This window comes from Paraburkholderia sp. BL27I4N3, from assembly GCF_003386115.1.
Lineage (GTDB): Bacteria > Pseudomonadota > Gammaproteobacteria > Burkholderiales > Burkholderiaceae > Paraburkholderia.
In genome coordinates, this window is record NZ_QREJ01000001.1 from 4,315,931 (window position 1) to 4,342,032 (window position 26,102).

Genomic DNA, 26,102 nt, shown 5'->3' on the forward strand with positions numbered 1-26,102 from the left:
TTTGAGATAGTAGAAAACCGTCTTGTCCGCAGTTGGGCGAGGCTACCCCACACAGGCTACGGGCGCGGTCGGTAAGCAGTTCGCCGGCGTCGTACGAAAGCTGTAAATAAACCAATCGAAGATTATGAGCGAAGGCGTATACGGAGAACAGGCGACCGGGCGGGTGACCCACAGCCTATTGCGATTGAGCACGGCGATGCGGAGCCAGGCTTGGGAATGGGCGGAGGGCGCTGGCCTGACACCCACCCAGGGCGAAATTCTGGTCTTGCTGATGCAGCGCAAAGGCCCGATGCGTCTCGGCGAAATTGCCCGCGAAACGGCGCTCACCGCCGCGACGACAAGTGATGCAGTCAGCACGCTCGAAACCAAAGGGCTGGTCGAAAAGCGCCGTGCCCTCGACGACGGCCGTGCCCTCGCGGTCCGCCTGACGGCTCGTGGCCGTACGGCTGCGAAGCGCGCGGCGCAATGGCCGGACTTCCTGGCTAAGGCGGTCGGCACGCTGCGTGACGACGAGCAGGCTGTGTTCTATCGCACGCTGCTCAAGACGGTTCATCAGCTGGAAGCGCAAGGCACAATTCCGCCGCACCGCATGTGTCTGAGCTGCACGCATTTCGAGCCCAGCAAGAACCCGAAGAAGACGCCGCATCATTGCGCGTTGCTCGACCTGAACATGTCGGATACGGATCTGCGCCTCGACTGCTCGGTGTATGAGATGGCCGACGTCGCCACCCAGAAGAAGACCTGGAAGATCTTCGCCCAATAAGGCGGCTTCTTCCGGGACAATCCGCTACACTGCCAAGCCGGCTTCAGCGGGCGGCGTTTGCCGCCCGTCAGCCGACTGGTGCCGCGTGGCGGCGAGTCTTTAGTCAACCTGAAGGTGGGACAGGCCGATGAATCGCGAAGTTCTGGCCATTCGCCACGTGCACTTCGAGGATCTGGGCAGTCTTGAGCTGGTGCTCGGCGAGCGCGGGCGCCCGGTCCGCTATCTCGACGTGGGCTTCGCCCGCATCGAAGCGCCGAACCCGGTTTCCGCGTCGCTGATGGTGGTGCTCGGCGGCCCGATCAGCGCAACCGACGACGCGCTTTATCCGACGCTCGTGCCGTTGCTGTCCATGATCGAAAAACGCATCGCCGCGGGTTTGCCGACTCTCGGCATCTGTCTCGGCGCTCAATTGATCGCGCGTGCTCTTGGCGCTCGCGTCTATCCCGCGGGTCGAACCGAGCTCGGCTGGTCGCCGCTTACGCTGACCGACGCCGGCCGCGCTTCGCCAGTCCGTCATCTGGACGGTGCGCAGACCTCCATGCTGCATTGGCACGGCGATACGTTCGATCTGCCTGACAAGGCAACGCGGCTTGCGTCGACACCGGCTTGCGAGAACCAGGCGTTCGCCTGGGGCAATCATGTGCTGGGTCTGCAGTGTCATCCGGAGATCCGGACGGATCGCTTCGAGCCATGGCTGATCGGCAATGCGGGTGAACTGGTTGGCCACGGCATCGACGCGCGCCAGTTGCGGGCCGAGACCGCGAAGTTCGGTCCCGCGCTCGAAGCCGCCGCGTGCCGGATGTTCGGCGAGTGGCTCGATCAGGTCGAGGCGAAACCCTGAATGGCTATGGGCCAGCACTAAATCACTTGCGGTGCTATGCTCGATCGCTCTCGGGTTTCTACTGGGCGTAATCCATGAGCGCGCTTTTTTCTCCGCTCACGCTGCGTAGCGTGACGCTTCCCAATCGTATCGTCGTGTCCCCCATGTGCCAGTATTCCGCCGACCGTGGCGAGGCAACCGCGTGGCACATGATCCATCTCGGCAGCATGGCGTTATCCGGTGCCGGCATGCTGTGCATCGAGGCGACCTCGGTCGAGCCGGACGGCCGCATCACACCAGGCGATCTCGGCCTGTGGGACGACGTCACCGAAGCCGCGCTTGTGCCCGTGCTGGCCGCGATCCGCAAGCATTCGCACATCAAGGTCACGATGCAGTTGTCGCACGCCGGGCGCAAGGCGTCGAGCCACGCGCCGTGGGAAGGCGGCCAGCTGATTCCGGTGTCGCAAGGCGGATGGCTGCCGCTCGCGCCGTCCGCGTTGCCGCACAAGGCCGGCGAAGAACCGCCGCTGGCGCTCGACACACCGGCGCTGAACCGCATCCGCGAAGCATTCGCGGCCTCGGCTCGCCGTGCCGCGCGGCTCGGTGTCGATGGGCTGGAAGTGCACGCGGCGCACGGCTATCTGCTGCATCAGTTCCTCTCGCCCATCGCCAATCAGCGCGATGACGACTACGGCGGCTCGCTGGAAAACCGCATGCGCTTTCCGCTTGAAATCTTCGATATCGTGCGCGCTGCCTTTCCCGCCGACAAACCGGTCGGCGTGCGTGTCTCCGCGACGGACTGGGTCGAAGGCGGCTGGACGCTGGAAGACACCATCGCGTTCGCACAGGAGCTGAAAAAGCGCGGCTGCGACTGGATCGACGTGTCGTCCGGCGGCGTCTCGCCGTTGCAGAAGATTCCGCTTGAACCGGGTTATCAGATCCCCTTTGCCAAGGCGGTTAAGAAAGCAACCGGCCTTACGACCATCGGCGTGGGCCTCATCACCGACCCGTTGCATGCCGAACAACTGATCGAAGACGGCGACGCCGACCTGATCGCGATGGCCCGCGCGTTGCTGTACAACCCGCGTTGGCCGTGGCACGCCGCGGCGCAACTCGGCGCGACGGTCGAAGCGCCGCCGCAGTACTGGCGTTCGCAACCGCGCGAGCAAAAGGCATTGTTCGGCGACATTTCGTTCGGACAACGGTGAAGTTGGTCAACCGTCATCGGCGCGCGTCTTTTTGACGGTTGAACGAAGCCGTCTTCAGCGTGTAGGATGCCGGTTGTGGCGCACGTGCGTCGCAGGTCGACGCGGCGCTCGCAAGGCGCCGCGTTTGCTATCCGCGGCAGAAAAAAGCAGCGCGCGAGACGCGGGCATCTTCGACGGCTGCCAAACTTCACCCCCAGTTCTTCACAAGGATTCATTCAATGAGTTCACGCAGGATCGCCGTGCGCCGTTCGGGTGTGCACGGCAAAGGCGTGTTTGCCCTCGAACCGATTGGGGCCGGCGAGCGCCTGATCGAATACAAAGGCGAGCGGATCTCCTGGAAAGAAGCGCTGCGCCGTCATCCGCATAATCCGGCCGAACCGAATCACACGTTCTATTTCGCACTCGACAGCGGCAAGGTCATCGACGGCAAAGTGAACGGCAATAGCGCGCGCTGGATCAACCATTCCTGCGCGCCGAACTGCGAAGCCGAAGAAATCGACGGTCACGTATACGTGCATGCATTGCGCGATATCGCGGAAGGCGAGGAGGTCTTTTACGATTACGGCCTCGTGATCGACGCGCGTCAGACCAAGAAGCTCAAGAAGGAATACGAATGCCGTTGCGGCGCGCGCAAGTGCCGCGGCACGATGCTGGCGGCGCCGGAGAAGGAGAAGGGCAAGTCCGGGAAGTCGGCGGCCAAGGGCAAAACGTCGGCGAAGAAAGCGAAGAAGAAATGATGTTTGGGCTGTCTGATCGATCACGTTGGCGATCGATTCAGACGCCCGCCGAGCTTGCAGACAGTCAGATATCCAACGGCGCCGAGTGCGCCGATTTTTTTGCCGGGCGCCTCGGTTCAACCACCTCCACATCGCTCTGAACAGTGATCGGCACTAGCGGAATGCGCACGATGAAACGTGCGCCGCCTTCCGGGGCATCCTCGTAATGCACGCTGCCGTGATGCAGCACCATGATGTCGTGGACGATCGCGAGGCCGAGACCGGCGCCGCCATCCACGCCGGCGTCGGTCTGACCGTCGCCGCGGAAGAACCGCTTGAATAGATCGGCCTGCTGGTTGCGCGGCACGCCCGGTCCGTTGTCTTCGACGATGATCTCCGCCATGCGCAATTCGTCGATCACCGTTTGCGACACTGTCACCGTGATGCGGCCGCCATCGAAGCGCGACGGAGGCACGTATTTGAGCGCGTTATCCAGCAGATTGGCGAGTACTTCGTGCAGCAGCACGGGATTGCCGCGCGCCATCAGCGGATGGCCGTTGCTGGGGTCGTCCAGACGCTGGAAACCGAGGTCGACGTGGAACGTCAACGCACGTGGCACCCACTCGGCGCCCGTGTCGAACGCGAGCGCGGCCATGTCCACGTTGACGAACCGAGCCGCCTGTTCGCCCGGCTCGGCACGCGCGAGCGAGAGCAGTTGATTGGACAGCCGCACGGCGCGATCAGCCGCGGCGCGTAGCTCACGGACAGCGGCCAGGGTTTGCTGCGGATCGCGCGCGATGGCCGCCTGCTCCGCATGCAGCTTGACGGCGGTGAGCGGCGTGCGCAGTTGATGCGCGGCGTCGGCGATGAACTTGCGCTGGCCGTCGAGTGCCGTTTTCAGGCGGCCGAGCAACGCATTCAGCGCGCCGGTCAACGGGCGAATTTCGACCGGCACATAGGTTTCATCGACCGGTTCGAGCGACGTGTGGGTTTGCCGGTTCAGCGAATCAGCGAGATCGGTAAGCGGATTGAGCTGCTGATTGACCACGCGCCATACGATCACCCAGCCCGCCAGCAGCAGCAACAGCAGCGGCATCATGATCGCGACCAAAAACTCGGCGGCAATGCGAAACCGGTGATGCACCGGCTGACCGACTTCCACGACGATCGGATTACCCGTCGGCTGATCGACCCGGACCTGCGCCACCCGCACCGTCACGCCTTGATGCTGCGTTTCGAATACGTACGCGTAATGCATGCGGCGCACGCTCGTGCCTTGCAGCGGTAGATTGTGATCGCCGGCAATTTCCGTTTCGCCCGTGCTGATCCGGTAGACGAGCTGCTCGACTGGATCCGAGAACATGGCCTGCGCGAGCGGCGGCACCGTGATGCGCGCATCCGGGCCGGCAATCTGGATCTGCTTGGAAATCGCGGTGGCGAGATCGGCGAGCGAACGGTCGACCACGTGCTGCGTGTACTGCCACGCCAGCCAGTAGGCGATCAGGCCGCTCATGAGCGCGAGCAGCGAAAGGGGAGCAGCGAGGCGCCGCAGCAGCGTGCGGCGCAGACTATTGGCGGCCGGCTGGGGCATGATCGAACGCGCGGGAAAGTAGCAACGGCGCAAGCACCGCGAAATATCGCCGGATGCCGGCGAAGTGCGCACCGGGTGCGCGGCGCCGGTCTGGCGTCGTCAGGCCGCAACGTAGCGTGCGGCCGTCACGACGATTATGCGGCCTGACGGATTTCCTGCAACAGGTAACCGAAGCCGCGTACCGTGACGATCTCGACACGGCAGTTTTCGAGCTTTTTACGAACCCGGTGCACATAGACCTCGATTGCGGTGTCGCCGAGATCGCCGCCGAAATGCGTCAGATGGTCTTGCAGCTGTGCCTTGCTGACCACGCGGCCATGACGCAGCAGCAGCATTTCGAGCACCGCGAATTCGCGCGGCGAGAGTTCGAGCGGCTTGTCGTCGTTGAAAATGCGGCGATCGACGCCCGACAGGCGCACACCGCCCAGCGACACTTCCGGACGCGGCATATCGCCGTGCGGACCGCTGCGGCGCATGACCGCGCGGATGCGCGCTTCGAGCTCGGTGGGCTCGAACGGCTTCAGCATGTAGTCGTCGGCGCCGGAATTCAGGCCTTGCACGCGGTCGTTCAGTTCGTCGCGCGCGGTGAGGATGATCACCGGCGTGTGACGATTGCTCTGACGGAAGCGCGAGAGCAGCGTCATGCCGTCGATGCCGGGCAGACCCAGATCGAGGATCACCAGCTCATGGCGATTTTGCGTGAGGGCCTGTTCGGCGAAAATGCCGTCGTGGACCATGTCGACGGTGAAGCCGGCTTGTTCGAGACTGCTTTGGATGCCGCGTGCGATGGGGCGGTCATCTTCGATCAGAAGGAGTCGCATGAGTTTCGCTCAAGTACAATGGGTTAGGCGTTTGGGCAAGCGGTTCGCCGGGGCGCCTGCTGCACAGACAGCGTGCGGCGTGGCCGTACCGAACTGGCACGAAGCGGCCACGAAGCAGGCATCGAGCGGCCTCGAAACGCCAACCGGGCGCTTCTCAACCTGTCACATCGCACCAGTCTCCCGAAGGGCCAGGATAACTTCGGACAACCCGGCGTTTTCCTGAAAGCGATCACGAAGTCATGTCCGAGATAAGCATTCACGAACTGGAAGCCGCAATCAACTTCTGGCGTGCCCGCTCACCTTCGAGCGGCGACGAACTCGTTCTGTGCAAGGAGGCAAGCGCGCTCTCCAAGCCGTATGCGCTGCTGATTGTACAGCGTCAGCACACGCTATCACTGGATCGTTTAGACGGCATTGCCAGGCAAGCGTGGGATTCTTACGTGCACCTTAAGAATAGCCTGTAGAACTGAAGGTTTGGGCAAGGGATTACCTGCAATGCCCTTTCATTGCTGCCAAATTGCTCGATGGTCGGCGCATAAACGCGCCTGAGACGCACCAGCGGTTTTGTATTACGCCGTAATACTGTTGATAAACGTCGCCAGTTTGATGTCGCGCTCGGTCAAGCCGCCGGCCTCATGCGTGGACAGCGTGATATCCACCTTGTTGTAGACGTTGAACCATTCCGGATGGTGATCCATTTCCTGCGCTTTGATCGCCACGCGCGTCATGAAGCCGAATGCTTCGTTGAAGTCGGCGAATTTGAACTGGCGCTGGATCGCGTCGCGGTCCGTCACCGCTTGCCAGCCCTGCAAGCCGGGGAGCTGCGTGGCGCGTTCTTCGGAAGTCAGTTTCTGAATCATGGTGCTACCTCATTGGATCTGAACGGGCACGCCGGTGAGCGTGCGCATTCCTATTTTTTCACGGATGACATCTGCCCGCAGCCGGCCTGCTCTTCAGATATCGCCGTCGGCCAGCCAGCCTTCCTGAGAGCCGCGCGTAATGACGCGGTCGTGCTCGAGGACGTCGCCGGCCGCGAAGGCCGGTTCGGCGGCAAGCCTTGCCAGCAGCGGCGCGAAATCGGTTTGCGCGATGTTGAGCAACTGCGCGAAGTCGTCGATCACAAAGTAGGTTTTCTGGAACGTGTCGATGCGGTAGCGCGTGTGCATCACCCGTTCAAGATCGAAGCCGAGGCGGTTCGGCGCGGCGCTTTGCTGGCTGTAGAGCGTCTCGCCCTTGCTCGACACGATGCCCGCGCCGTAGATCTTCACGCCGTTCGGACTGGCCGCGTCGCGGATCAGCCCGAACTCCACTGTGTACCAATAGAGACGCGCGAGCAGCGGCAGGGCGCCGGCGTCATGGGCGGCGACCGCGGCGCGGCCGTACGCGTGCATGTAGTCCGCGAAAACGGGGTTGATCAGCAGTGGCACGTGGCCGAACAGATCGTGAAAACAGTCCGGCTCCTGCAGATAATCGAGCTGGTCCGGCCGGCGCATCCACCAGGTCACGGGAAAGCGGCGATTCGCCAGATGCTCGAAGAACACCTGGTCCGGTACGAGGCCGGGCACGGCGACGATCTGCCAGCCGGTGGCGGGCGTGAGCTTCGCGTTGATTTCGTCGAATGAGGGCACGCGGTCGGCGGGCATGCCGATTGTGTCGACGCCGGCCAGGAATTCGTCGCAGACGCGCCCTTTGAGCAGCGCCGTCTGGCGCGCGTAAAGCTGTTGCCATACCGCATGGTCGACCGCGCCGTAGCATCCGGTCGGTTGGTCGATGGTGAAATCGGCGCGGGTTTGGAGGCCGGCGTTGAATTGCTCTTTCAGTTTGGCGGTGTTGGCGGTGGACATGATGCTGCGCTCTACGGTGACGGCTTATATATAGGTGATGCAAGTGTAGAGCGGCGGCAGTGCGGAATGGGCGCAATGATGGCGGTTTATGGGCCGATTATGCAATAATCGTGCATGAATAAGCCATTCAATGCGGATATCCAACATGTTAGAACTCGATCACTTCGATCTTGCGCTGCTGGACGTGCTTCAGCGCTTCGGCCGTGCAACGCATCAGCAATTAGCGGAGCAGGTGCCGCTGTCGCCGTCGCAGATTGGACGGCGTCTGCAGCGGCTGGAGCAGCTGGGCGTGGTGGATGGCTATCGCGTCGTGCTGCGGCCCGAAAAGCTCGGGCTTGGCGTCACCGCGTTTACCAGTCTGAAGTTGAAGCACCACGGCGATTCGATCATCGAGCAGTTTCAACAGCAGATTGACGTGCTGCCTGAAGTGCTGGAATGTCATGCCGTGGTGGGCGACGCCGACTATCTCCTGCGCATTGTCGCGCCCGATCTGAATTATCTATCGACGTTCGTGATGAAGAAGCTGATGCGTGTGCCAGGCGTCGACAGCGTGCGCTCGAATATCGTGCTCACCACGTTCAAACGCAATGGCCCGTTGCCGCTGGGCCATCTGTCGCCGGGGACGGCCGCCCCTTGATGCGGCACCGGCCGCCCTGACTCCGCCTGCAGCTCTGGGTTGCCTCAGTCTTATGCCGCTTGCTTCGGCGCGCTGTCCGGGCTCAGCAAATCGACGTAGGCCACCGCCACCAGATCCGATTCCGGCACGCCGAGCGTGGCGAACATCGCATGGGCTTCGGCGTGGCCGCCTTCTTCATCGTCGTCCTGGGCGAGCACCACTTCCAGTTCGACGAAGTCGCCCAGACCGTCGACGCGGTCCAGATGGATCCGCGTGCGCCCGGTCAGATACACGTGCCGTTCCTTGGTGACGATGCCGCGCGTGGTCAGCGCGGTGGCGAGCAGCGCGTGCATGGCTTCCGGATTGGTCACCGGGCTGCGCGTGTAGTACGACGCCTTCGGACCGTCGCGGTCGTCGCGCTGATAGAAGATCAGCTCGGCCGGCGTGCCGTCGTCGAACTGGCGCAGCTTCAGGCGGCCGCGCGGCACGTCGTAGAAAAAGTCCTGCTGGCGGAAGATCAGCGGTGCGTCCGGCGCGAGCTGCGCCGCGCGTTCGCGGAGTTGCTCGAAATGCTGGGCGCGGGCTTTGATTTCAATGTTGCGTGCCATGTCAGGTTCCTGTTGAAGGATGGATTGATCGGCGGCTTCCGGTGTTGCCGAGGCGAAGCTGCCGGGAAGGACAAACCAGGTGGAACGGAAAAGGATGGCGAGCAGGCGCGTGTGCGCGAACCCTCAATCTAACAAAAACTGCGTGACGGTGTGGTTTCAGGCGAGGGTCAAGTGGTCGCGGCGGGCGAGCGGGTTGCTGGACCCGCACGCAGGTGGCTGCTGCGTGAGGAGATAGCGCCGGTTATCTATAGCGATAGGACCATACGGCTTGCAGCTGTCATGAGAGCGGCTCATATCGCACACTCGCTGGCGCTCTCATGCCCGTCACGCGAGCGCCATTCGCGCGATCCTCAAGTGGCCCATTGCTGCTCGATCAGCTTCAACGCCGCGGCAATCGCCGGTTCCTCCTTGCGCTGCGCGAGCGTGATAAAGCTGAGCTGGGTCGGCACGGTAACACCTTCGACGATGGTCAACGCGTGTGCATGCGCTTCGGCGATCGCGGTGGCGTCGCGTGCGAGCGTGAGGCCGACGCCCGATTTGACCAGATCGAGCATCGACGGCTCCTGGTCCACTTCCGCCACCTTGACCGGCTTCACTCCGGCTTCGTCGAAGCAGCGCGTCAACAGCCGGTTATGCGCGGACGCGGGCGGCGTCCAGATCCACGGCAGCGCCGCCAGCGCACGCCAGTCGCGCGCGCCCTTGACGCGGTCTTTCCAGCCGGCCGGCGCGAGCACGCGGTATTGGAAGTGAGTCAGCGTGACCGCGTGGAAAGCGGGGCCGTCGCGCGGTTCGTCTTCGGACGGCAAGCCGATGTAGTAGCCGACATCCAGCTCGCCCGCGCGAACCTGCTCCAGCACCCAGCCCGACATGCCGTGGCGCAAGGCCGTCTCGATGTGCGGCCAGCTTTCCACGAGCTGCTTGAGAAAGCCGCCCAGGCGCAGAAACGCCGGGTCGAGGATCGTGCCGATCCGCAACCGTCCGCGCACTTCGTGACGCAGCGATTGCGCCGCCCGCTGCACGTCGTTCGCCGCGCCGAGCGCGCGTTCGGCGTGCGGCAGCAGCGCCTGTCCGTCACGTGTGAGCGAGAGCCCGTGCGAGGTCCGCGTGAACAACGTGACACCGAGCGTCTCCTGCAAATGCTTGATTTGCAGGCTGACGGCAGGTTGGGTCAGGTGCAGTTGCACGGCGGCACGCGTGAGGTTGCCCTCGCGCGCCACGGTGACGAACGCCCGGAGCAGAGTCAGATCCATAGCCTGATATTAACGCGCCTTATAGCGCAGTTGAGCATTACTCATTGGATTTCCCGGCCCGAAGCGCCGTACGCTTCACCTTCAGCACGGCGTTATCACGCCCCGGGCACGCCGGGGCGGAAGACTTCACACGAAAGAGGACATCATGAGCGAGACATATCAGGACGAAACCCAGCGCAGCGCGACCACCGCCCGTGCGCTGACCCACTTCATCAACGGCAAGACGTTCGAGGGCACGAGCGGCCGTTTCGGCGACGTCTTCAATCCCGCGCAAGGCAGTGTGAGCGCGCGCGTGCCGCTGGCGAGCGTTGCCGAAGTGGATGCCGCCGTCGCTGCCGCCAAGGCCGCGTTTCCCGCGTGGAGTGAAACCGCGCCGATCAAGCGCGCGCGTGTCCTGTTCAAGTTCAAGGAACTGCTCGACCGTCACCACGACGAACTCGCGGAACTGATCACGCGCGAGCATGGCAAAGTGTTTTCGGACGCGAAGGGCGAGGTGATGCGCGGCATCGAGATCGTCGAGTTCGCGTGCGGCATTCCGAACCTGTTGAAGACCGACTTCACCGATCAGATCGGCGGCGGCATCGACAACTGGAATCTGCGTCAGCCGCTCGGCGTGGTCGCCGGCATCACGCCGTTCAATTTCCCGATGATGGTGCCGTGCTGGATGTTCCCCGTCGCGATTGCGTGCGGCAACACGTTTGTGTTGAAGCCGTCAGAGCGCGATCCGTCCTGTTCGAATCGTCTCGCGGAGTTGCTGAAGGAAGCCGGCTTGCCGGACGGCGTGTTCAACGTCGTGCACGGTGATAAGGTCGCTGTCGATGCGTTGCTCGTGCATCCGGAAGTCAGCGCATTGTCGTTTGTCGGTTCGACGCCGATTGCCGAATACATCTACACGGAAGGCACGAGGCACGGCAAGCGTGTGCAGGCTTTGGGCGGAGCGAAGAATCATCTGGTGGTGATGCCGGACGCGGATCTCGACCAGGCCGTCGATGCCTTGATCGGAGCGGCATACGGTTCGGCGGGCGAGCGTTGCATGGCAATTTCGGTGGCCGTCGCGGTGGGACATATCGCCGATGAACTGGTGGAGCGGCTCACACCGCGCGTGAAGAGTTTGAAGATGCTCAACGGCATGGAATCAGATGCCGAGATGGGACCGTTGGTGACGTCGGTGCATCGCGAGAAAGTGGTCGGCTATATCGACTCGGGCATCGAAGCGGGCGCGAAGCTGGTGGTCGACGGACGCGGCCATCAGGTCAGCGGTCATGAGAAGGGTTTCTTTCTGGGCGGCACTCTGTTCGACAATGTTTCGACCGACATGAAGATCTATCGCGAAGAGATATTTGGACCCGTGCTCTGTGTAGTGCGCGTGCCGGATTTTGCTTCCGCGGTGGAATTGATCAACGCCAACGAGTTTGCTAACGGCGTATCGTTGTTTACGTCCGATGGCGGCGTCGCTCGCGCTTTCTCGCGGCAGATCCAGATCGGCATGGTGGGCATCAATGTGCCGATTCCCGTGCCGATGGCGTGGCATTCGTTTGGTGGCTGGAAGAAGTCGCTGTTCGGCGATCATCATGCGTATGGTGAAGAAGGTGTGCGGTTTTATACGCGCTACAAGAGCATCATGCAGCGCTGGCCCGACAGTATTGCCAAGGGTGCTGAGTTCACGATGCCGGTGGCTAAGTAGTGTGAGGCGATTGCCTTCGGCAGCCTGCGCTTCTGGTGGCATGTCGAAGGCAAAAAACAAAAATAGAGCCCAGGCCGCAGTCGCATGATAACCATGCGACTAGCCGGCAAAAAAGCTTAGGAGACTGAACAATGAGCCATACCGATCCGACGTCCGCGGCCCGGCGTCTCGAAGGCGAATTCGACTACATCATCGTGGGCGCGGGCACAGCGGGTTGTGTGCTGGCCAATCGCTTGACCCAGGATCCCGACGTGCAAGTGCTTCTGCTCGAAGCCGGCGGAAAAGACGACTATCACTGGATTCACGTGCCGGTCGGCTACCTCTATTGCATCGGCAATCCGCGCACGGACTGGCTCTACAAAACGCAGGCGGAAGCGAGCCTCAATGGCCGCGCGCTGTCGTATCCGCGCGGCCGCGTTTTGGGCGGGAGTTCTTCCATCAACGGCATGATCTACATGCGTGGTCAGCGCGAAGATTACGATGAATGGGCGCGCGTCACGAACGACGCATCCTGGTCATGGAACTCGGTGTTGCCGGTCTTCAAACGCAGCGAAGATCACCATGCCGGCGCAAGCGAATCGCATGGCGCGGGCGGACCTTGGCGGGTCGAAAAACAGCGGTTGAAATGGAAGATTCTCGAAGAGTTTTCGCGCGCCGCGCAAGAGGCCGGCATTCCCGCCACCGACGACTTCAACCGCGGCGACAACACTGGTGTCGGCTATTTCGACGTGAATCAGAAACGCGGCATTCGCTGGAATGCATCGAAGGCGTTTCTGCGTCCCGCACTCAAGCGGCCGAATCTCACCGTGATCACCGGCGCGCACACGCAACGCGTCGTATTCGAAGGACGCCGTTGTACGGGCGTCGAATATCGCGGCGACAACACAGACTATCTGGCCAAGGCTCGCTGCGAAGTGATCCTCAGTTCAGGTGCGGTGAATTCACCGCAGTTGCTTGAACTCTCCGGTATCGGCAATGGCGCGCGTCTGCAGACTCTGGGTATCGAGGTCGTCAACGATCTGCGCGGCGTGGGCGAGAATCTGCAAGATCATTTGCAATTGCGCATGGCCTATAAGGTCGACGGCGTGCGTACGCTCAATACAGCGTCCGCGCATTGGTGGGGCAAGTTGCTGATCGGCATGCAGTACGCGTTTTTTCAAAGCGGCCCAATGTCGATGTCGCCGTCGCAACTTGGTGCATTTGCCAAATCCGATCCAGGCGATCGCTCGCTCACGCGGCCCGACCTCGAATATCACGTCCAGCCGCTTTCGCTCGATCGCTTCGGCGAGCCGCTGCATCGGTTCAACGCTTTCACGGCGTCGGTATGCCAGTTGCGGCCCACTTCGCGCGGCAGCATTCACATCGAATCCGCCGATGCTTCAGCGCCACCCCTGATCGCGCCGAACTACCTCTCCACCGACTACGACCGGCACGTTGCCGCCAACGCGCTGCGTCTTACTCGCCGCATCGCGGCGGCTCCCGCGCTCGCACGCTACCGGCCGCAGGAGATTTTGCCTGGCATTCAGTACCAGACCGAAGAGGAGTTGCAGCAGGCCGCCGGCGCGGTCGGCACGACTATCTTCCATCCAGTCGGCACCTGCCGTATGGGGACCACCGACGACCCCGGCGCCGTGGTCGACAACCGCCTACGGGTTATCGGTGTTGACGGACTGCGCGTGGTCGATGCATCTGTCATGCCGACCATCACCTCGGGCAACACCAATTCGCCCACGCTGATGATCGCCGAGCGCGCCAGCGACATGATCCGCGAAGATCGGCGAGCGCACGTGGGCGGCAGCTTCGCGGCACAGACTAGCGCAACGCCTTCCATGTCCGCGGCGTGACAACTAGCGCACGAGCCGCATGAGATGTCCGTCCGACCTGCTCGGCGGGCATCTCGCACGTATGCACCCCGTTCGGGGCCGGTGTCATCCACTTCCACTAAGTGCAAATCCCAATGAATGCGCTGCATCATTGGCGCGACAATGGCACCCATGCTGCGTGCCGCCCCATGGATCACCGTCCGCATTGGTGCAGCACGCCAACGAGCGGCACGGGGTGCCGCCGTCATAAAAAGTCGCGCAGCGGTTCGCGCGGAAGATCGTAGTGCTTCGCCTTACTCCGTATGGAAGGGAACATGATTCTCGGCGATACGATTCTCGAAACGCGCGGCCTCACCCGTGAGTTCAAAGGCTTCATCGCCGTGAACGGTGTGAACCTGCGCGTGCGCCGTGGCTCGATCCATGCGCTCATCGGCCCGAACGGGGCAGGCAAGACCACCTGCTTCAATCTGCTCACCAAGTTTCTGGAACCCACTGCGGGCCAGATCGTTTTCAACGGCATCGACATCACCGGCGAACGCCCGGCGCAGATTGCGCGGCGCGGCATTATTCGTTCGTTCCAGATTTCCGCGGTGTTTCCGCATCTGACAGCATTGCAGAATGTGCGTATCGGTTTGCAGCGCCAGCTCGGCACGGCATTTCATTTCTGGAAGAGCGAGCGCACGCTACGCCAACTCGATGACCGCGCAATGGATCTGCTCACCCAGGTCGGACTGACCGATTTCGCCGAAGTGTTGACGGTCGAACTTTCCTATGGCCGCAAACGCGCGCTGGAAATTGCCACCACGCTCGCCATGGAGCCCGAACTCATGTTGCTCGACGAACCGACGCAAGGCATGGGCCATGAGGACGTCGATCGCGTGACGGCGTTGATCAAAAAAGTATCGAGCGGCCGCACCATCCTGATGGTCGAGCACAACATGAATGTGATCGCCGGCATCTCCGACACGATTACGGTGCTGCAACGAGGCGAGGTGCTCGCCGAAGGCAGCTACGCCGAAGTGTCGAAAAATCCGCTCGTGATGCAAGCCTATATGGGCAGCGCCGACGCGGCGCTCGCCGGAGCTCACGCATGAATACGATTGCCGAGCGAGAAAGCCTCGACATAAGCGGGACGGATAACGCCGTTCCTGCGCTGGACATCAAGGGTTTGCAGGCGTGGTACGGGGAATCCCATATTCTGCATGGCGTCGATCTGACGGTGAACCGCGGCGAAGTCGTCACGCTGCTGGGCCGCAACGGCGCGGGCCGGACCACTACGCTGCGCGCCATCATGGGCTTGACCGGACGGCGCACCGGTTCGATCCGCATCGGCGGACGCGAAACCATCAGTCTGCCCACGCATCGGATCGCGCATTGCGGCGTGGGTTACTGTCCGGAAGAACGGGGTATTTTTTCGAGCCTCTCATGCGAGGAAAACCTGCTCTTGCCGCCGCCCATCGGCGACAAGGCGCACATGATGTCGCTCGAAGAAATCTATTCGATGTTCCCTAATCTGGAGGAACGCCGCGCCAGCCAAGGCACCCGGCTGTCCGGCGGCGAACAGCAGATGCTGGCGGTGGCGCGTATTCTGCGCACCGGCGCGAGCCTGCTGCTGCTCGACGAAATCTCGGAAGGGCTCGCGCCTGTCATCGTGCAGGCGCTGGCGCGCATGATCATGACACTCAAGGCGCGGGGCTACACCGTCGTGATGGTCGAACAGAACTTTCGTTTTGCCGCGCCGCTGGCGGACCGCTTCTATGTGATGGAGCACGGCGCGATTGTCGAGCACTTCGGGGCAAGTGAACTCGAAAGCAAGATGCCGGTCCTGCACGATCTACTGGGCGTATAAAAGCGCCCGATTGCCTCTGATAACCACAAGCGAAGAAACCAGGAGACAGGAATGAAAAAGAACCCACTCGCGCGGCTTGCCACACTCTGTTTCGCGGTCGCCGCCGGCGCCGCCTTGACGATGAGCAGCGCGCAAGCGGCTGACGACGCGGTGAAGATCGGTTTCATCACCGACATGTCCGGTCTGTATGCGGACATCGACGGGCAGGGTGGACTCGAAGCGATTCGCATGGCGGTGGCGGATTTCGGCGGCAAGGTCAACGGCAAGCCGATCACGGTGGTGTATGCGGACCACCAGAACAAGGCGGACATCGCGGCGTCGCGCGCGCGTGAATGGTTCGACCGTGACGGCGTCGATCTGCTGATCGGCGGCACGAATTCGGCAACCGGTCTGTCGATGAACACCGTGGCCGGAGAAAAGAAGAAGGTGTACATCAGCATTGGCGCGGGCGCGGACACGCTGACCAATGAGCAATGCACGCCGTACACGATCCATTATGCGTACGACACCACGGCGCTGGCCAAGGGCACGGGTTCGGCGGTGACGAAGCAGGGCGGCAAGACGTGGTACTTCCTGACGGCCGACTATGCCTTCGGCAAGGCGCTGGAGAAGAACACGTCGGACGTGGTGAAAGCGAATGGCGGCCAGGTGCTGGGCGCGGTGCGTCATCCGCTGTCGGCGTCAGACTTCTCGTCGTTCCTGTTGCAGGCGCAAGCGTCGAAAGCACAGATCCTCGGCCTCGCCAACGCGGGCGGCGACACGATCAACGCGATCAAGGCGGCCAAGGAGTTCGGCATTACCAAGACGATGAAACTCGCCGCGCTGCTGATGTTCATCGACGACGTGCATAGCCTGGGTCTCGAAACCACGCAAGGCCTCGTACTGACGGACAGTTGGTACTGGAACAAGGACGCCACCACCCGCAAGTGGGCGCAACGCTACTTCGACAAGATGAGAAAGATGCCTTCGAGCCTGCAGGCAGCCGACTACTCGGCGACCATGACCTATCTGAACGCAGTGAAGGCGGTGGGTTCGACCGACTCCGACAAGGTGATGGCACAACTGAAAAAGACCAAGATCGACGATTTCTATGCGAAGGGCTACATCCGTCAGGACGGCAGCATGATCCACGACATGTACCTGATGCAGGTCAAGACGCCGGCCGAATCCAAAGAGCCGTGGGACTACTACAAGATCACGGCGACGATCCCCGGGGAGCAGGCGTTCACGACCAAGGCCGAAACGCGCTGCGCGCTGTGGAAGTAATCGCTGGTTCATAACCAGATGGCCGTCTGCCTCGTCGTCTTGACGGGCGATGCGTGCTGCCGTGATGGTACACAGGCAGACGGCGAAGCGTTTCACATGCCGCGCGCGATCGGCGTCGTTGCCGCTGATTGCGCGCCGGCCGGATCGTGCGTGACCGATCTCACCTTGGCGATGGGTTAAGGCTTCAATGGAAATCTTTGGCGTTCCGCTACCGGCGATGCTCAGCCAGCTGTTGCTGGGGCTCGTGAACGGCTCGTTCTATGCAATATTGAGCCTCGGGCTGGCGGTGATCTTCGGCTTGCTCAACGTGATCAATTTCGCTCACGGCGCGTTGTTCATGCTGGGCGCCATGCTCGCGTGGATGGGCTTTTCGTATTTCGGCCTGCCGTATTGGCTGATGTTGGTGCTGGCACCGCTGATCGTCGGGTTGTTCGGCATCGTGATCGAGCGCTCCATGCTGCGCTGGCTCTACAAGCTCGATCATCTGTACGGGCTCTTGCTGACATTCGGGCTCACGCTCGTGGTGGAAGGCGTGTTCCGCTCCATCTACGGTTCGTCCGGTCAGCCCTACGACGTACCGTCGGCGCTTTCCGGCGCAACCAATCTCGGCTTCATGTTCCTGCCGAACTATCGCGCGTGGGTCGTGGTGGCTTCGTTGGCGGTGTGCTTCGCGACATGGTTTGTGATCGAGAAGACGCGTCTCGGCGCCTATCTGCGCGCCGGTACGGAAAACCCGAAATTGGTCGAAGCGTTCGGCATCAACGTGCCGCTGATGATTACGCTCACCTACGGCTTCGGCGTCGCGCTGGCGGCGTTTGCGGGCGTGCTCGCGGCACCGGTGATTCAGGTCTCGCCGCTGATGGGCCAGCCGATGATCATCACGGTGTTCGCGGTGGTCGTGATCGGCGGCATGGGTTCGATCATGGGCTCGATTCTCACCGGTTTGCTGCTCGGCGTGATCGAAGGGCTGACGCGCGTGTTTTACCCGGAAGCGTCGGCGACCGTCGTCTTCGTGATCATGGCGCTGGTGTTGCTGGTGCGCCCGGCGGGTCTCTTCGGCAAGGAAAAATGATGCAGAGAAAAGTGCTCTACGGTCTGCTGCTGATCGTGCTGCTCGCGGTGCCCGTGCTCGGCATCTATCCGCTCTTCGTAATGAAGGTGCTGTGCTTCGCGCTGTTCGCGGCGGCGTTCAATTTGCTGATCGGCTACACCGGGTTGCTGTCGTTTGGCCACGCCATGTTTCTCGCTTCGGCTGGCTATGTGACGGGCTATGCGATCCAGTCGCTCGGCTTCTCGCCGGAACTCGGTGTGCTGGCCGGCACCGCGGCGGCGACCTTGCTCGGCCTGATCGTGGGTCTCTTCGCGATTCGCCGCCAGGGCATCTACTTCGCGATGGTCACGCTGGCGCTCGCGCAGATGGTCTACTTCGTGTTCCTGCAGGCGCCGTTCACGCATGGCGAGGATGGTCTGCAAGGCGTGCCGCGCGGCAAGCTGTTCGGCGTGCTGGATCTGTCGTCCGACATGGCGCTGTATTTCGTCGTGCTCGCCGTGATGGTGCTGGCCTTCCTGCTGATCGTGCGGATCGTGCATTCGCCGTTCGGGCAGGTGCTGGTGGCCATCAAGGAGAACGAGCCGCGCGCGGTGTCGCTCGGCTACGATACGGATCGCTTCAAGCTGCTCGCGTTCATTCTGTCGGCGGGAATTGCGGGTCTCGCGGGTTCGCTCAAGGTGTTGGTGCAAGGCTTCGAGACGTTGAGCGACGCGTATTGGACCATGTCCGGCCTCGTGATCCTGATGACGCTCGTCGGCGGCATGGGTACGTTGTTCGGGCCGCTGCTCGGCGCGGCGCTGATCGTCGCGCTCGAGGATCGGCTCGGCGATATCGGCGGGGCACTGGCGACGACCACGGGCGTCGAGTGGTTCCGCTCGCTGGGCGAATCGGTGACCATCGTCACCGGCGTGATTTTCATTGCCTGCGTGCTGGCGTTCCGGCGTGGCATCGTCGGCGAAATTATCGCGCGAGTGCGGCCGCTGCGGGCCTGACGTTTAGTGAAATGGGCAATTGCTTCGGCATCCGATATAATCCAGCCGTCTCGATGCGGCAGGTTGAAGAGGGCGGCAATCGAGTCGAAATGCATACACGGTACGGCTCGCACAACCGCGCCCCAATTCGGTGCCGCAGTGCACCACTAGGGTAATTGCTAGTTGTAGTACGTGGAGTGCTCGTTTAATCTTCATGCAGTTCTGATGCACCACGAATTTTGCAGGTGGAGAACGAGGAGACAATGAGGCACTCAGTGCCCAGACGAAAGCGCTGTTGGATTGATATCCAACAGCGCTTTTTATTTGTACTTCCGGTTATTCGCCATTCAAATTCCCCGCTAATTCGGTGACCCTTTTTCATTCGCCGAACATGTCTCTATTTCACACGTCTCAACCCTGCAAAACGCTTGCCGTGCGCGGCTTTCGTCCGCTAAACTCGCTATTCACCGACCGCATGGTCGGGATTTAAATCTGTCCATTTAAATTCGAATGGATAACGGGGTTGATAGAGGAGCGGCATGAAGTCGGCATTGCGTTGGATCAGCGCGGCATTGGTCGCCACCGGAGTGAGCGCAGCATGGAGCGGCCATGCATTCGCGGACGTGAAAATCGGCGTGACCGTGTCGGCAACCGGCCCGGCCGCATCGCTCGGCATTCCGGAAAAGAACACGATCGCACTGCTGCCTAAAGAGGTGGCAGGTCAGAAGATTGATTACATTGTCCTCGACGACGCCACGGATTCCACCCAGGCTGTCAAGAACGCACGCAAGCTCACGAGCGAAGATCACGTGGATGCGTTGATCGGCTCGACCGTCGTGCCGAACTCGCTGGCCATGATCGACGTCGCCGCCGAAACCACCACGCCCATGATCTCCATGGCGGCCGCGGCGAGCATCGTCGAGCCGATGGACGCGAAGCGCGCGTGGGTCTTCAAGACGCCGCAGAACGACATTCTCATGGCCACAGCCATCGCGCAGCACATGTCGAACCACGGTGTGAAGACGGTGGCCTTTATTGGTTTCTCCGACGCCTACGGCGAGAGCTGGTTCAGGGAATTCGGCAAGGCTGCCGATCTCGCGAAGATCAAGGTCGTCGCGAGCGAACGCTTCGCACGCAACGACGCATCGGTGACCGGCCAGGTGCTGAAGATCATGTCGCAGAATCCAGACGCGGTGCTGATTGCGGGTGCCGGCACACCGGCCGCGCTGCCGCAGAAAACGCTCAGGGAGCGTGGCTATAAAGGCAAGTACTATCAGACGCACGGCGTCGCCAATAACGATTTCCTGCGTGTGTGCGGCAAGGATTGCGAAGGCACCTATCTGCCGGCGGGTCCGTTGCTCGTTGCCGAGCAATTGCCTGATTCGAATCCGGTGAAGAAGAGTGCGCTTGCCTATAAGCGCGCGTACGAAACCGCTTACGGCGCCGGCTCGGTGTCGACCTTCGGCGGCCACGCATGGGACGCGGGCCTGCTGCTGCAACGCGCGATTCCGCTGGCGTTGAGGAAGGGTCAACCGGGTACGCCTGCATTCCGTGAAGCATTGCGGGCCGCACTGGAAAGCACTAAAGACATGCCCGCGTCGCACGGCATCTTCAATATGAGCGCGAACGACCATGCTGGTCTCGATCAGCGGGCACGCGTGATGGTGGAGATTGTCGGCGGCAAGTGGAAGTTGTCCGGCGACTGAGCGAAGGCAAAACGATATGGACCTTCAATAAACAAAAGACGCGTGCAGTTGACGCGTCTTTTTTATTGTCCGCATCGCGTGAAAAAGTGTGGCTCCGCCGCTTCAGGACAAACCCGCATTTGGGTTGCAGTCTATTGACCGTCAATCATGCAGAACGCAATACTACTAACATGTTAGTGTTTTGTTCACAGGATATCGCAGCAGTTTGCAGTCGTGGTATGCGCAGTGAAGTAGCAGCAAAGCGGCGACGGTATTCGCGCTGAGCAGGGAAAACCATGCTTGGCACGCCAGAACCCTATAACTAGATTCAGACACCCGGCCCACGAGTCGGATTTCAGATACGCGCTTCAAAGCGTTTGGAGACTTGCAATGAAAAAGACAAAGCAATGGGTACGCACCGGCATTGCCATGGCGTTGATGTGCAGTGCGGGCGCGGCGTTCGCTCAGGTGAAAATCGGCGTGACGCTTTCTACCACGGGGCCGGCCGCATCGCTCGGGATTCCTGAAAAGAACACGATTGCACTGCTGCCGAAAGAGATCGGCGGCAAGACCGTGCAGTACATCATTCTCGACGACGGATCCGATACCGGCAAAGCCGTGCAGAACACGCGCAAGCTGATCGACGAAGACCACGTCGACGCGATCATCGGCTCGACCGTCACGCCGAATTCGCTCGCCATGCTCGACGCCGCTGCCGAAGGCAAGACGCCGGTGATCTCGCTGGCGGCATCGGCGGCGATCATTTCGCCGATGGACGCGAAGCGCGCATGGGCCTTCAAACCGCCGCAGAACGACAGCCTGATGGCCGACGCCATCGCCGATTACATGGAGCATCACGGCGTAAAGACGGTGGGCTTCATCGGCTTCGCGGATGCCTATGGCGACGGCTGGAACAACGTCTTCACCGCGGCGGCCGCTGCACACAATCTGAAGATCGTCTCGAACGAGCGCTTTAACCGCACCGATGCATCGGTGACGGGCCAGGTGCTGAAGACGATGGCTGCGAACCCGGACGCGGTGCTGATCGCGGGCGCGGGCACGCCGTCGGCGCTGCCGGCCAAGACGCTCAAGGAGCGCGGCTACAAGGGCAAGGTCTATCAGACTCACGGCGTCGCCAACAACGACTTCCTGCGCGTGTGCGGCAAGGACTGCGAAGGCGAATTCCTGCCGGCCGGACCGATCCTCGTGGCGGATCAACTGCCTGACTCGAACCCGGTGAAGAAGTCGTCGCTGGCTTATAAGTCGGCGTATGAGAAAGCGTATGGCGCGGGCTCGGTGGCGACGTTCGGCGGGCACGCATGGGACGCCGGCCAGATGTTGCAGGCCGCGATTCCTGTCGCACTGAAGACCGCTCAGCCGGGCACGGAACAGTTCCGCGTGGCACTGCGTGGGGCGCTTGAGAACATCAAGGAACTGCCTGTCTCGCACGGCATCATGAACACCACGACGACCGACCACAACGGCCTCGATAAGCGCGCACGCGTGATCGTGCAGATCGTCGACGGCAAGTGGAAGCTGCAGAACGACTAACAACAAAAGCGGTACGCGCCTCTCGCGCAACGTGCGGCATGTGACGCCGCATTGCCATTCTGTTCGATGACAATGGCATCGACCGCCGCGCCGTGACCGGCGCGGCGGTCGCCTTTTCAGGGCATAGGGGGTCGATGGACGGCCACGAGTTCTGCCGCCACGACGGTTTCCCAGTTTCGATTTCGACGCTTCAGGACGAGGAAGTATGGATCTATCAATTGCGGCGATCCTCGCGCAGGACGGCATCACCACGGGCGCGATCTACGCGCTGCTAGCGCTCGCGCTGGTGCTGGTGTTCTCCGTGACGCGGGTGATCTTCATCCCGCAGGGGGAGTTTGTTTCGTACGGCGCGTTGACGCTCGCCGCACTGCAGACGCAGAAATTCCCAGCCACCTGCTGGTTGCTGATGGCGATGGGCGCGGCCTGCTTTGTCGTCGAGATAGCGGGGCTGGTGCGGCATCCCGAACGGCGCCGGCATGCGGCGCGCACGCTGGTCATGCTGGTCGGCAAATATCTGCTGTTTCCGATCGCGGTCTATGCGCTCACACAAAGCGTTTTCATGCATACGCTGCCGATGATCGTGCAGATCGCGTTGACGCTGCTGATCGTGATTCCGATGGGACCTTATGTGTACCGGCTCGCGTATGAGCCGATCGCGGAGGCAAGCACGCTGCTGCTGTTGATCGTGGCGGTGGCAGTGCACTTCGCGATGGTCGGCTTGGGTCTCGTGATGTTCGGTGCGGAAGGTTCACGCACTACAGCGTTTTCCGATGCGACCTTCAACATCGGCACACTGACGATTTCCGGGCAAAGCCTGTGGGTGGTCGGCACGGCGGCGGTGTTGATCGGCGCGCTGTATCTTTACTTCGATCGCTCAATCTCGGGCAAGGCGTTGCGCGCGACGTCGGTGAACCGGCTCGGCGCACGGCTCGTCGGCATCGGCACGACGCAAGCGGGGCGCCTCGCATTCACGCTGGCGGCAGGCCTCGGCGCGCTGTGCGGCATCCTCGTCGCACCCTTGACCACCATCTACTACGACTCGGGCTTCCTGATCGGTTTGAAGGGCTTTGTGGGGGCGATTATCGGCGGGCTCGTCAGCTATCCGCTGGCGGCCGCGGGCTCGATCCTGGTCGGTCTGCTGGAGTCGTATTCGTCGTTCTGGGCGAGCGCTTACAAGGAAGTGATCGTGTTCACGTTGATCATCCCCGTGTTGCTCTGGCGAAGTCTCGCCAGTCCGCACGCCGAAGAGGAAGAGGAGTGACGCGATGAAACGGATCATGCAAAACAAGTTCTTCTGGCTGTTCCTCGTGGTGCTGTTCGCGTTGCCGGTGTTGCCGCAACCGATTCACGTGCCTGAATACTGGGTGACGCTGCTCAACTACATCGGTCTGTATTCGATCGTCGCGATCGGTCTTGTGCTGCTGACAGGAATCGGCGGGATGACGAGCTTCGGGCAAGCCGCGTTTGTCGGCATCGGCGCTTATGCGACCGCGTATCTGACGACGCAGTATGGCGTTTCGCCGTGGCTGGCGTTGATTGCAGGTGTGGTAGTGACGGCGTTGATCGCGCTGATGCTCGGTTTGGTGACGATGCGGTTGTCAGGACACTTTCTGCCTCTCGGCACGATCGCCTGGGGACTCGCGCTCTTCTACCTGTTCGGCAATCTTGAGATGCTGGGCAAGTACGACGGCATCAACGGGATTCCGGTGCTGAACGTATTTGGCATCAACCTCGAATCCGGCCGTCATATCTATTACCTGATCTGGCTGGTTGTGCTCGGTGCGGTCATTTCTGTTCAGAATCTGCTTAATAGTCGTCCGGGGCGGGCGATCCGCGCGCTACGTGGCGGCGGCATGATGGCCGAGGCGATGGGCGTCAACACCGGATGGATGCGCGTGGTGATCTTCGTGTACGCGGCGGTGCTAGCCTCGGTCTCCGGTTTCCTCTACGCCCACCTGCAGCGCGCGGTGAACCCGACGCCTTTCGGTCTGAATCACGGCATCGAATTTCTGTTCATGGCCGTCGTGGGCGGCGTCTCGCACGTCTGGGGCGCGGTGCTCGGCGCGGCGATCCTGACGGTGCTGCAAGATTATTTGCAAACCTTGCTGCCGAAGCTGCTCGGCGAGAACGGCAACTTTGAAGTGATCGTGTTCGGCATCTTTATGGTGCTGCTGCTGCAATACGCGCGGCAAGGCGTTTGGCCGTTCGTCGCGCGATTTTTCCCGAAGGGCCCGCGCGCTCACGTCGCGGATCACGCCGAGCCGTTGCCGCAGCGCAGCAAGCCGGCGGCCGGTGAAGACCTGCTGACGGTGAATAAAGCGCGCAAGCAATTCGGCGGTCTGGTCGCGGTGAACGATGTCAGCTTCGAGGTGAAGGCGGGGCAGATCATCGGCCTGATCGGTCCGAATGGCGCCGGCAAGTCGACGACCTTCAATCTGGTCACCGGCGTGTTGCAGGCGACCAGCGGTGAGATCACGTTCCGCGGCGAGCGCATCGATTCGCTGAGTTCACGTGAAATCGTCAAACGCGGAATCGGCCGCACGTTCCAGCACGTCAAGCTGCTGCCGGGCATGACAGTGCTTGAGAACGTCGCGATTGGCGCGCATCTGCGCGGGCAAGCCGGTGTCTGGCGCAGCATCGTGCGCCTGAACAGCACGGAAGAAGCGCGCTTGATGGCCGAGGCGGCTCGTCAGATTCGCCGCGTCGGCCTTGAACAACACATGTACGACGAAGCCGGAAGCCTCGCGCTGGGACAGCAGCGGATTCTCGAAATCGCTCGCGCGCTGTGTTGCGATCCGACGCTGCTGCTGCTGGATGAACCGGCCGCTGGTCTGCGCTACCAGGAAAAGCTGCAACTGGGCGACCTGCTGCGCCGCCTGAAGGCTGAAGGCATGAGCGTGCTGCTGGTGGAACACGATATGGACTTCGTTATGAATCTCACCGATCGGCTGGTGGTCATGGAGTTCGGAACTCGTATCGCCGAAGGTCTGCCGCAAGAGGTACAACAAGACCCGGCGGTGCTGGAAGCTTATCTCGGCGGGGTGGAGTGATGGAGAACACGATGAATGCTGCCGGCCCGATTCTCGATGTGGACGGTTTGTCGGTCCGCTATGGCAAGGTGGAGGCGCTGCACGGCGCGGCGATCAAGGTGCGAGCCGGCCAGATTGTCTCGGTAATCGGCCCGAACGGTGCGGGCAAGTCCACGCTGTTGAACGCGATCATGGGCGCGTTGCCAACCACGGGCCATGCGAAGGGCACCGTCCTGTACCAAGGCGAAGACGTCAGCGCCGTGCCGGTCGAGAAGCGTGTGTCGCGCGGTATGTGTCTCGTGCCGGAGAAACGCGAGTTGTTTGCGTCGATGACAGTGGAAGACAACCTCGTCCTGGGCGCCTATCGGCGCAAACGGGCAGGGGAGCGCAACTTCCTGGATCAGCTCGTACCGGTCTTTACCCTGTTTCCGCGGCTGAAAGAGCGGCGCAAGCAGGCTGCCGGAACTTTGTCCGGTGGCGAGCGGCAGATGCTCGCAGTGGGCCGGGCGCTCATGGGCAAGCCGGACCTGCTGATGCTGGACGAGCCGAGTCTCGGTCTCGCACCGTTGATCGTGAAAGAAATCTTCCACATCATCAGCGCGCTGCGGCAGACCGGCGTTGCGACATTGCTGATCGAACAGAATGCGCGCGCCGCGCTGCAAATCTCCGATTACGGCTATGTGCTGGAAACCGGTGAACTGGCGCTCGAAGGGCCGGCGGCGGACCTGGCGCAGAATCCGCGTGTGATCGAAACCTATCTTGGGCTGGCGAAGAAAGTGGCTTAGCGCCTGAGTTTGCTTCTGTTTCCGGCTTGTTCGAAGCGGCGTGTTTCACGTGAAACACGCCGCTTTTTCATAGGTTGGCCATTCGGACGAAATTCGGGCCTAAACCGAACCCGCTATAATTCGCCCATACTTTTCTTTTGAAGGCTCACGCGATGATCTGGCGTGAGATCT

At 61.7% G+C, this 26,102-nt stretch carries 24 protein-coding genes; 18 read left to right on the plus strand and 6 right to left on the minus strand.

Annotated features, from left to right (window positions below; genetic code table 11):
- The first annotated feature begins 124 nt into the window (after positions 1 to 124).
- The 4 genes from B0G71_RS19500 (at position 125) to B0G71_RS19515 (ending at position 3,528) form a co-directional block, all read left to right on the plus strand.
- Entirely contained in the window at positions 125 to 763 is a 639-nt protein-coding gene (locus B0G71_RS19500) for a MarR family winged helix-turn-helix transcriptional regulator (protein WP_012434832.1), read from the plus strand.
- 127 nt (positions 764 to 890) lie between these two features.
- On the plus strand, positions 891 to 1,604 hold the full coding sequence (locus tag B0G71_RS19505; RefSeq protein ID WP_106284895.1) for a glutamine amidotransferase: 714 nt from the start codon (positions 891 to 893) through the stop codon (positions 1,602 to 1,604).
- 74 nt (positions 1,605 to 1,678) lie between these two features.
- The gene (locus tag B0G71_RS19510) at positions 1,679 to 2,791 is read left to right on the plus strand and encodes an NADH:flavin oxidoreductase/NADH oxidase (RefSeq protein WP_116118581.1); all 1,113 of its coding nucleotides are present in this window, start codon (positions 1,679 to 1,681) and stop codon (positions 2,789 to 2,791) included.
- Positions 2,792 to 3,009: 218 nt separating this feature from the next.
- Complete coding sequence (locus B0G71_RS19515) at positions 3,010 to 3,528, plus strand: SET domain-containing protein (protein WP_116143542.1); 519 nt, start codon at positions 3,010 to 3,012, stop codon at positions 3,526 to 3,528.
- 64 nt (positions 3,529 to 3,592) lie between these two features.
- On the opposite strand, the gene B0G71_RS19520 is transcribed toward B0G71_RS19515, so the two are convergent.
- Together B0G71_RS19520 and B0G71_RS19525 are read right to left on the minus strand one after the other, a co-directional pair.
- The gene (locus B0G71_RS19520; protein ID WP_116148723.1) at positions 3,593 to 5,098 is read right to left on the minus strand and encodes a sensor histidine kinase; all 1,506 of its coding nucleotides are present in this window, start codon (positions 5,096 to 5,098) and stop codon (positions 3,593 to 3,595) included.
- Between the two features lie 134 nt (positions 5,099 to 5,232).
- Positions 5,233 to 5,919, minus strand: coding sequence for a response regulator transcription factor (locus B0G71_RS19525; RefSeq protein ID WP_013590077.1), 687 nt, complete (start codon positions 5,917 to 5,919; stop codon positions 5,233 to 5,235).
- Between the two features lie 239 nt (positions 5,920 to 6,158).
- Between B0G71_RS19525 and B0G71_RS19530 the strand changes: the two genes are divergently transcribed.
- Positions 6,159 to 6,383 carry a DUF3717 domain-containing protein gene (locus B0G71_RS19530; protein ID WP_106284892.1) on the plus strand — a complete coding sequence of 75 codons (225 nt, stop codon included), beginning with the start codon at positions 6,159 to 6,161 and terminating at the stop codon, positions 6,381 to 6,383.
- Between the two features lie 105 nt (positions 6,384 to 6,488).
- Here B0G71_RS19530 and B0G71_RS19535 read toward each other — a convergent pair whose 3' ends face one another.
- Together B0G71_RS19535 and phhA are read right to left on the minus strand one after the other, a co-directional pair.
- The gene (locus tag B0G71_RS19535; RefSeq protein WP_116143544.1) at positions 6,489 to 6,779 is read right to left on the minus strand and encodes a 4a-hydroxytetrahydrobiopterin dehydratase; all 291 of its coding nucleotides are present in this window, start codon (positions 6,777 to 6,779) and stop codon (positions 6,489 to 6,491) included.
- 93 nt (positions 6,780 to 6,872) lie between these two features.
- Complete coding sequence (phhA, locus tag B0G71_RS19540) at positions 6,873 to 7,763, minus strand: phenylalanine 4-monooxygenase (RefSeq protein WP_116143546.1); 891 nt, start codon at positions 7,761 to 7,763, stop codon at positions 6,873 to 6,875.
- 145 nt (positions 7,764 to 7,908) lie between these two features.
- On the opposite strand from phhA, the gene B0G71_RS19545 reads away from it, so the two are divergent.
- On the plus strand, positions 7,909 to 8,400 hold the full coding sequence (locus B0G71_RS19545) for an Lrp/AsnC family transcriptional regulator (RefSeq protein WP_116143548.1): 492 nt from the start codon (positions 7,909 to 7,911) through the stop codon (positions 8,398 to 8,400).
- A gap of 50 nt (positions 8,401 to 8,450) precedes the next feature.
- Here B0G71_RS19545 and B0G71_RS19550 read toward each other — a convergent pair whose 3' ends face one another.
- Together B0G71_RS19550 and B0G71_RS19555 are read right to left on the minus strand one after the other, a co-directional pair.
- Positions 8,451 to 8,987: a class IV adenylate cyclase gene (locus B0G71_RS19550; RefSeq protein ID WP_106284889.1), complete on the minus strand. Its 537-nt coding sequence runs from the start codon at positions 8,985 to 8,987 to the stop codon at positions 8,451 to 8,453.
- A gap of 350 nt (positions 8,988 to 9,337) precedes the next feature.
- The gene (locus B0G71_RS19555; RefSeq protein WP_106284888.1) at positions 9,338 to 10,237 is read right to left on the minus strand and encodes a LysR family transcriptional regulator; all 900 of its coding nucleotides are present in this window, start codon (positions 10,235 to 10,237) and stop codon (positions 9,338 to 9,340) included.
- Between the two features lie 145 nt (positions 10,238 to 10,382).
- Between B0G71_RS19555 and B0G71_RS19560 the strand changes: the two genes are divergently transcribed.
- From B0G71_RS19560 to B0G71_RS19615, 12 genes are all read left to right on the plus strand, one after another.
- Positions 10,383 to 11,921: a CoA-acylating methylmalonate-semialdehyde dehydrogenase gene (locus B0G71_RS19560; RefSeq protein WP_116143550.1), complete on the plus strand. Its 1,539-nt coding sequence runs from the start codon at positions 10,383 to 10,385 to the stop codon at positions 11,919 to 11,921.
- 131 nt (positions 11,922 to 12,052) lie between these two features.
- Entirely contained in the window at positions 12,053 to 13,765 is a 1,713-nt protein-coding gene (locus B0G71_RS19565; RefSeq protein ID WP_116143552.1) for a GMC family oxidoreductase, read from the plus strand.
- A 293-nt stretch (positions 13,766 to 14,058) separates the two neighbouring features.
- Positions 14,059 to 14,838 carry an ABC transporter ATP-binding protein gene (locus B0G71_RS19570; protein ID WP_116148725.1) on the plus strand — a complete coding sequence of 260 codons (780 nt, stop codon included), beginning with the start codon at positions 14,059 to 14,061 and terminating at the stop codon, positions 14,836 to 14,838.
- Positions 14,835 to 15,593: an ABC transporter ATP-binding protein gene (locus tag B0G71_RS19575; RefSeq protein ID WP_116143554.1), complete on the plus strand. Its 759-nt coding sequence runs from the start codon at positions 14,835 to 14,837 to the stop codon at positions 15,591 to 15,593. Before B0G71_RS19570 ends, B0G71_RS19575 begins: the two co-directional genes overlap by 4 nt.
- A 51-nt stretch (positions 15,594 to 15,644) precedes the next feature.
- Positions 15,645 to 16,859: an ABC transporter substrate-binding protein gene (locus B0G71_RS19580; RefSeq protein ID WP_116143556.1), complete on the plus strand. Its 1,215-nt coding sequence runs from the start codon at positions 15,645 to 15,647 to the stop codon at positions 16,857 to 16,859.
- 187 nt (positions 16,860 to 17,046) lie between these two features.
- Positions 17,047 to 17,931, plus strand: coding sequence for a branched-chain amino acid ABC transporter permease (locus B0G71_RS19585; protein ID WP_106284883.1), 885 nt, complete (start codon positions 17,047 to 17,049; stop codon positions 17,929 to 17,931).
- The gene (locus B0G71_RS19590) at positions 17,931 to 18,902 is read left to right on the plus strand and encodes a branched-chain amino acid ABC transporter permease (protein WP_181916921.1); all 972 of its coding nucleotides are present in this window, start codon (positions 17,931 to 17,933) and stop codon (positions 18,900 to 18,902) included. Before B0G71_RS19585 ends, B0G71_RS19590 begins: the two co-directional genes overlap by 1 nt.
- Before the next feature lie 518 nt (positions 18,903 to 19,420).
- Positions 19,421 to 20,587, plus strand: a complete 1,167-nt coding sequence (locus B0G71_RS19595) for an ABC transporter substrate-binding protein (RefSeq protein WP_116143560.1) — start codon at positions 19,421 to 19,423, stop codon at positions 20,585 to 20,587.
- A gap of 369 nt (positions 20,588 to 20,956) precedes the next feature.
- Positions 20,957 to 22,117, plus strand: coding sequence for an ABC transporter substrate-binding protein (locus B0G71_RS19600; protein ID WP_116143562.1), 1,161 nt, complete (start codon positions 20,957 to 20,959; stop codon positions 22,115 to 22,117).
- Positions 22,118 to 22,322: 205 nt separating this feature from the next.
- On the plus strand, positions 22,323 to 23,378 hold the full coding sequence (locus tag B0G71_RS19605) for a branched-chain amino acid ABC transporter permease (protein WP_116143564.1): 1,056 nt from the start codon (positions 22,323 to 22,325) through the stop codon (positions 23,376 to 23,378).
- A gap of 4 nt (positions 23,379 to 23,382) precedes the next feature.
- Positions 23,383 to 25,167: an ATP-binding cassette domain-containing protein gene (locus tag B0G71_RS19610; protein ID WP_116143566.1), complete on the plus strand. Its 1,785-nt coding sequence runs from the start codon at positions 23,383 to 23,385 to the stop codon at positions 25,165 to 25,167.
- Between the two features lie 11 nt (positions 25,168 to 25,178).
- The gene (locus tag B0G71_RS19615) at positions 25,179 to 25,931 is read left to right on the plus strand and encodes an ABC transporter ATP-binding protein (RefSeq protein ID WP_181916797.1); all 753 of its coding nucleotides are present in this window, start codon (positions 25,179 to 25,181) and stop codon (positions 25,929 to 25,931) included.
- Positions 25,932 to 26,102 lie beyond the last annotated feature (171 nt).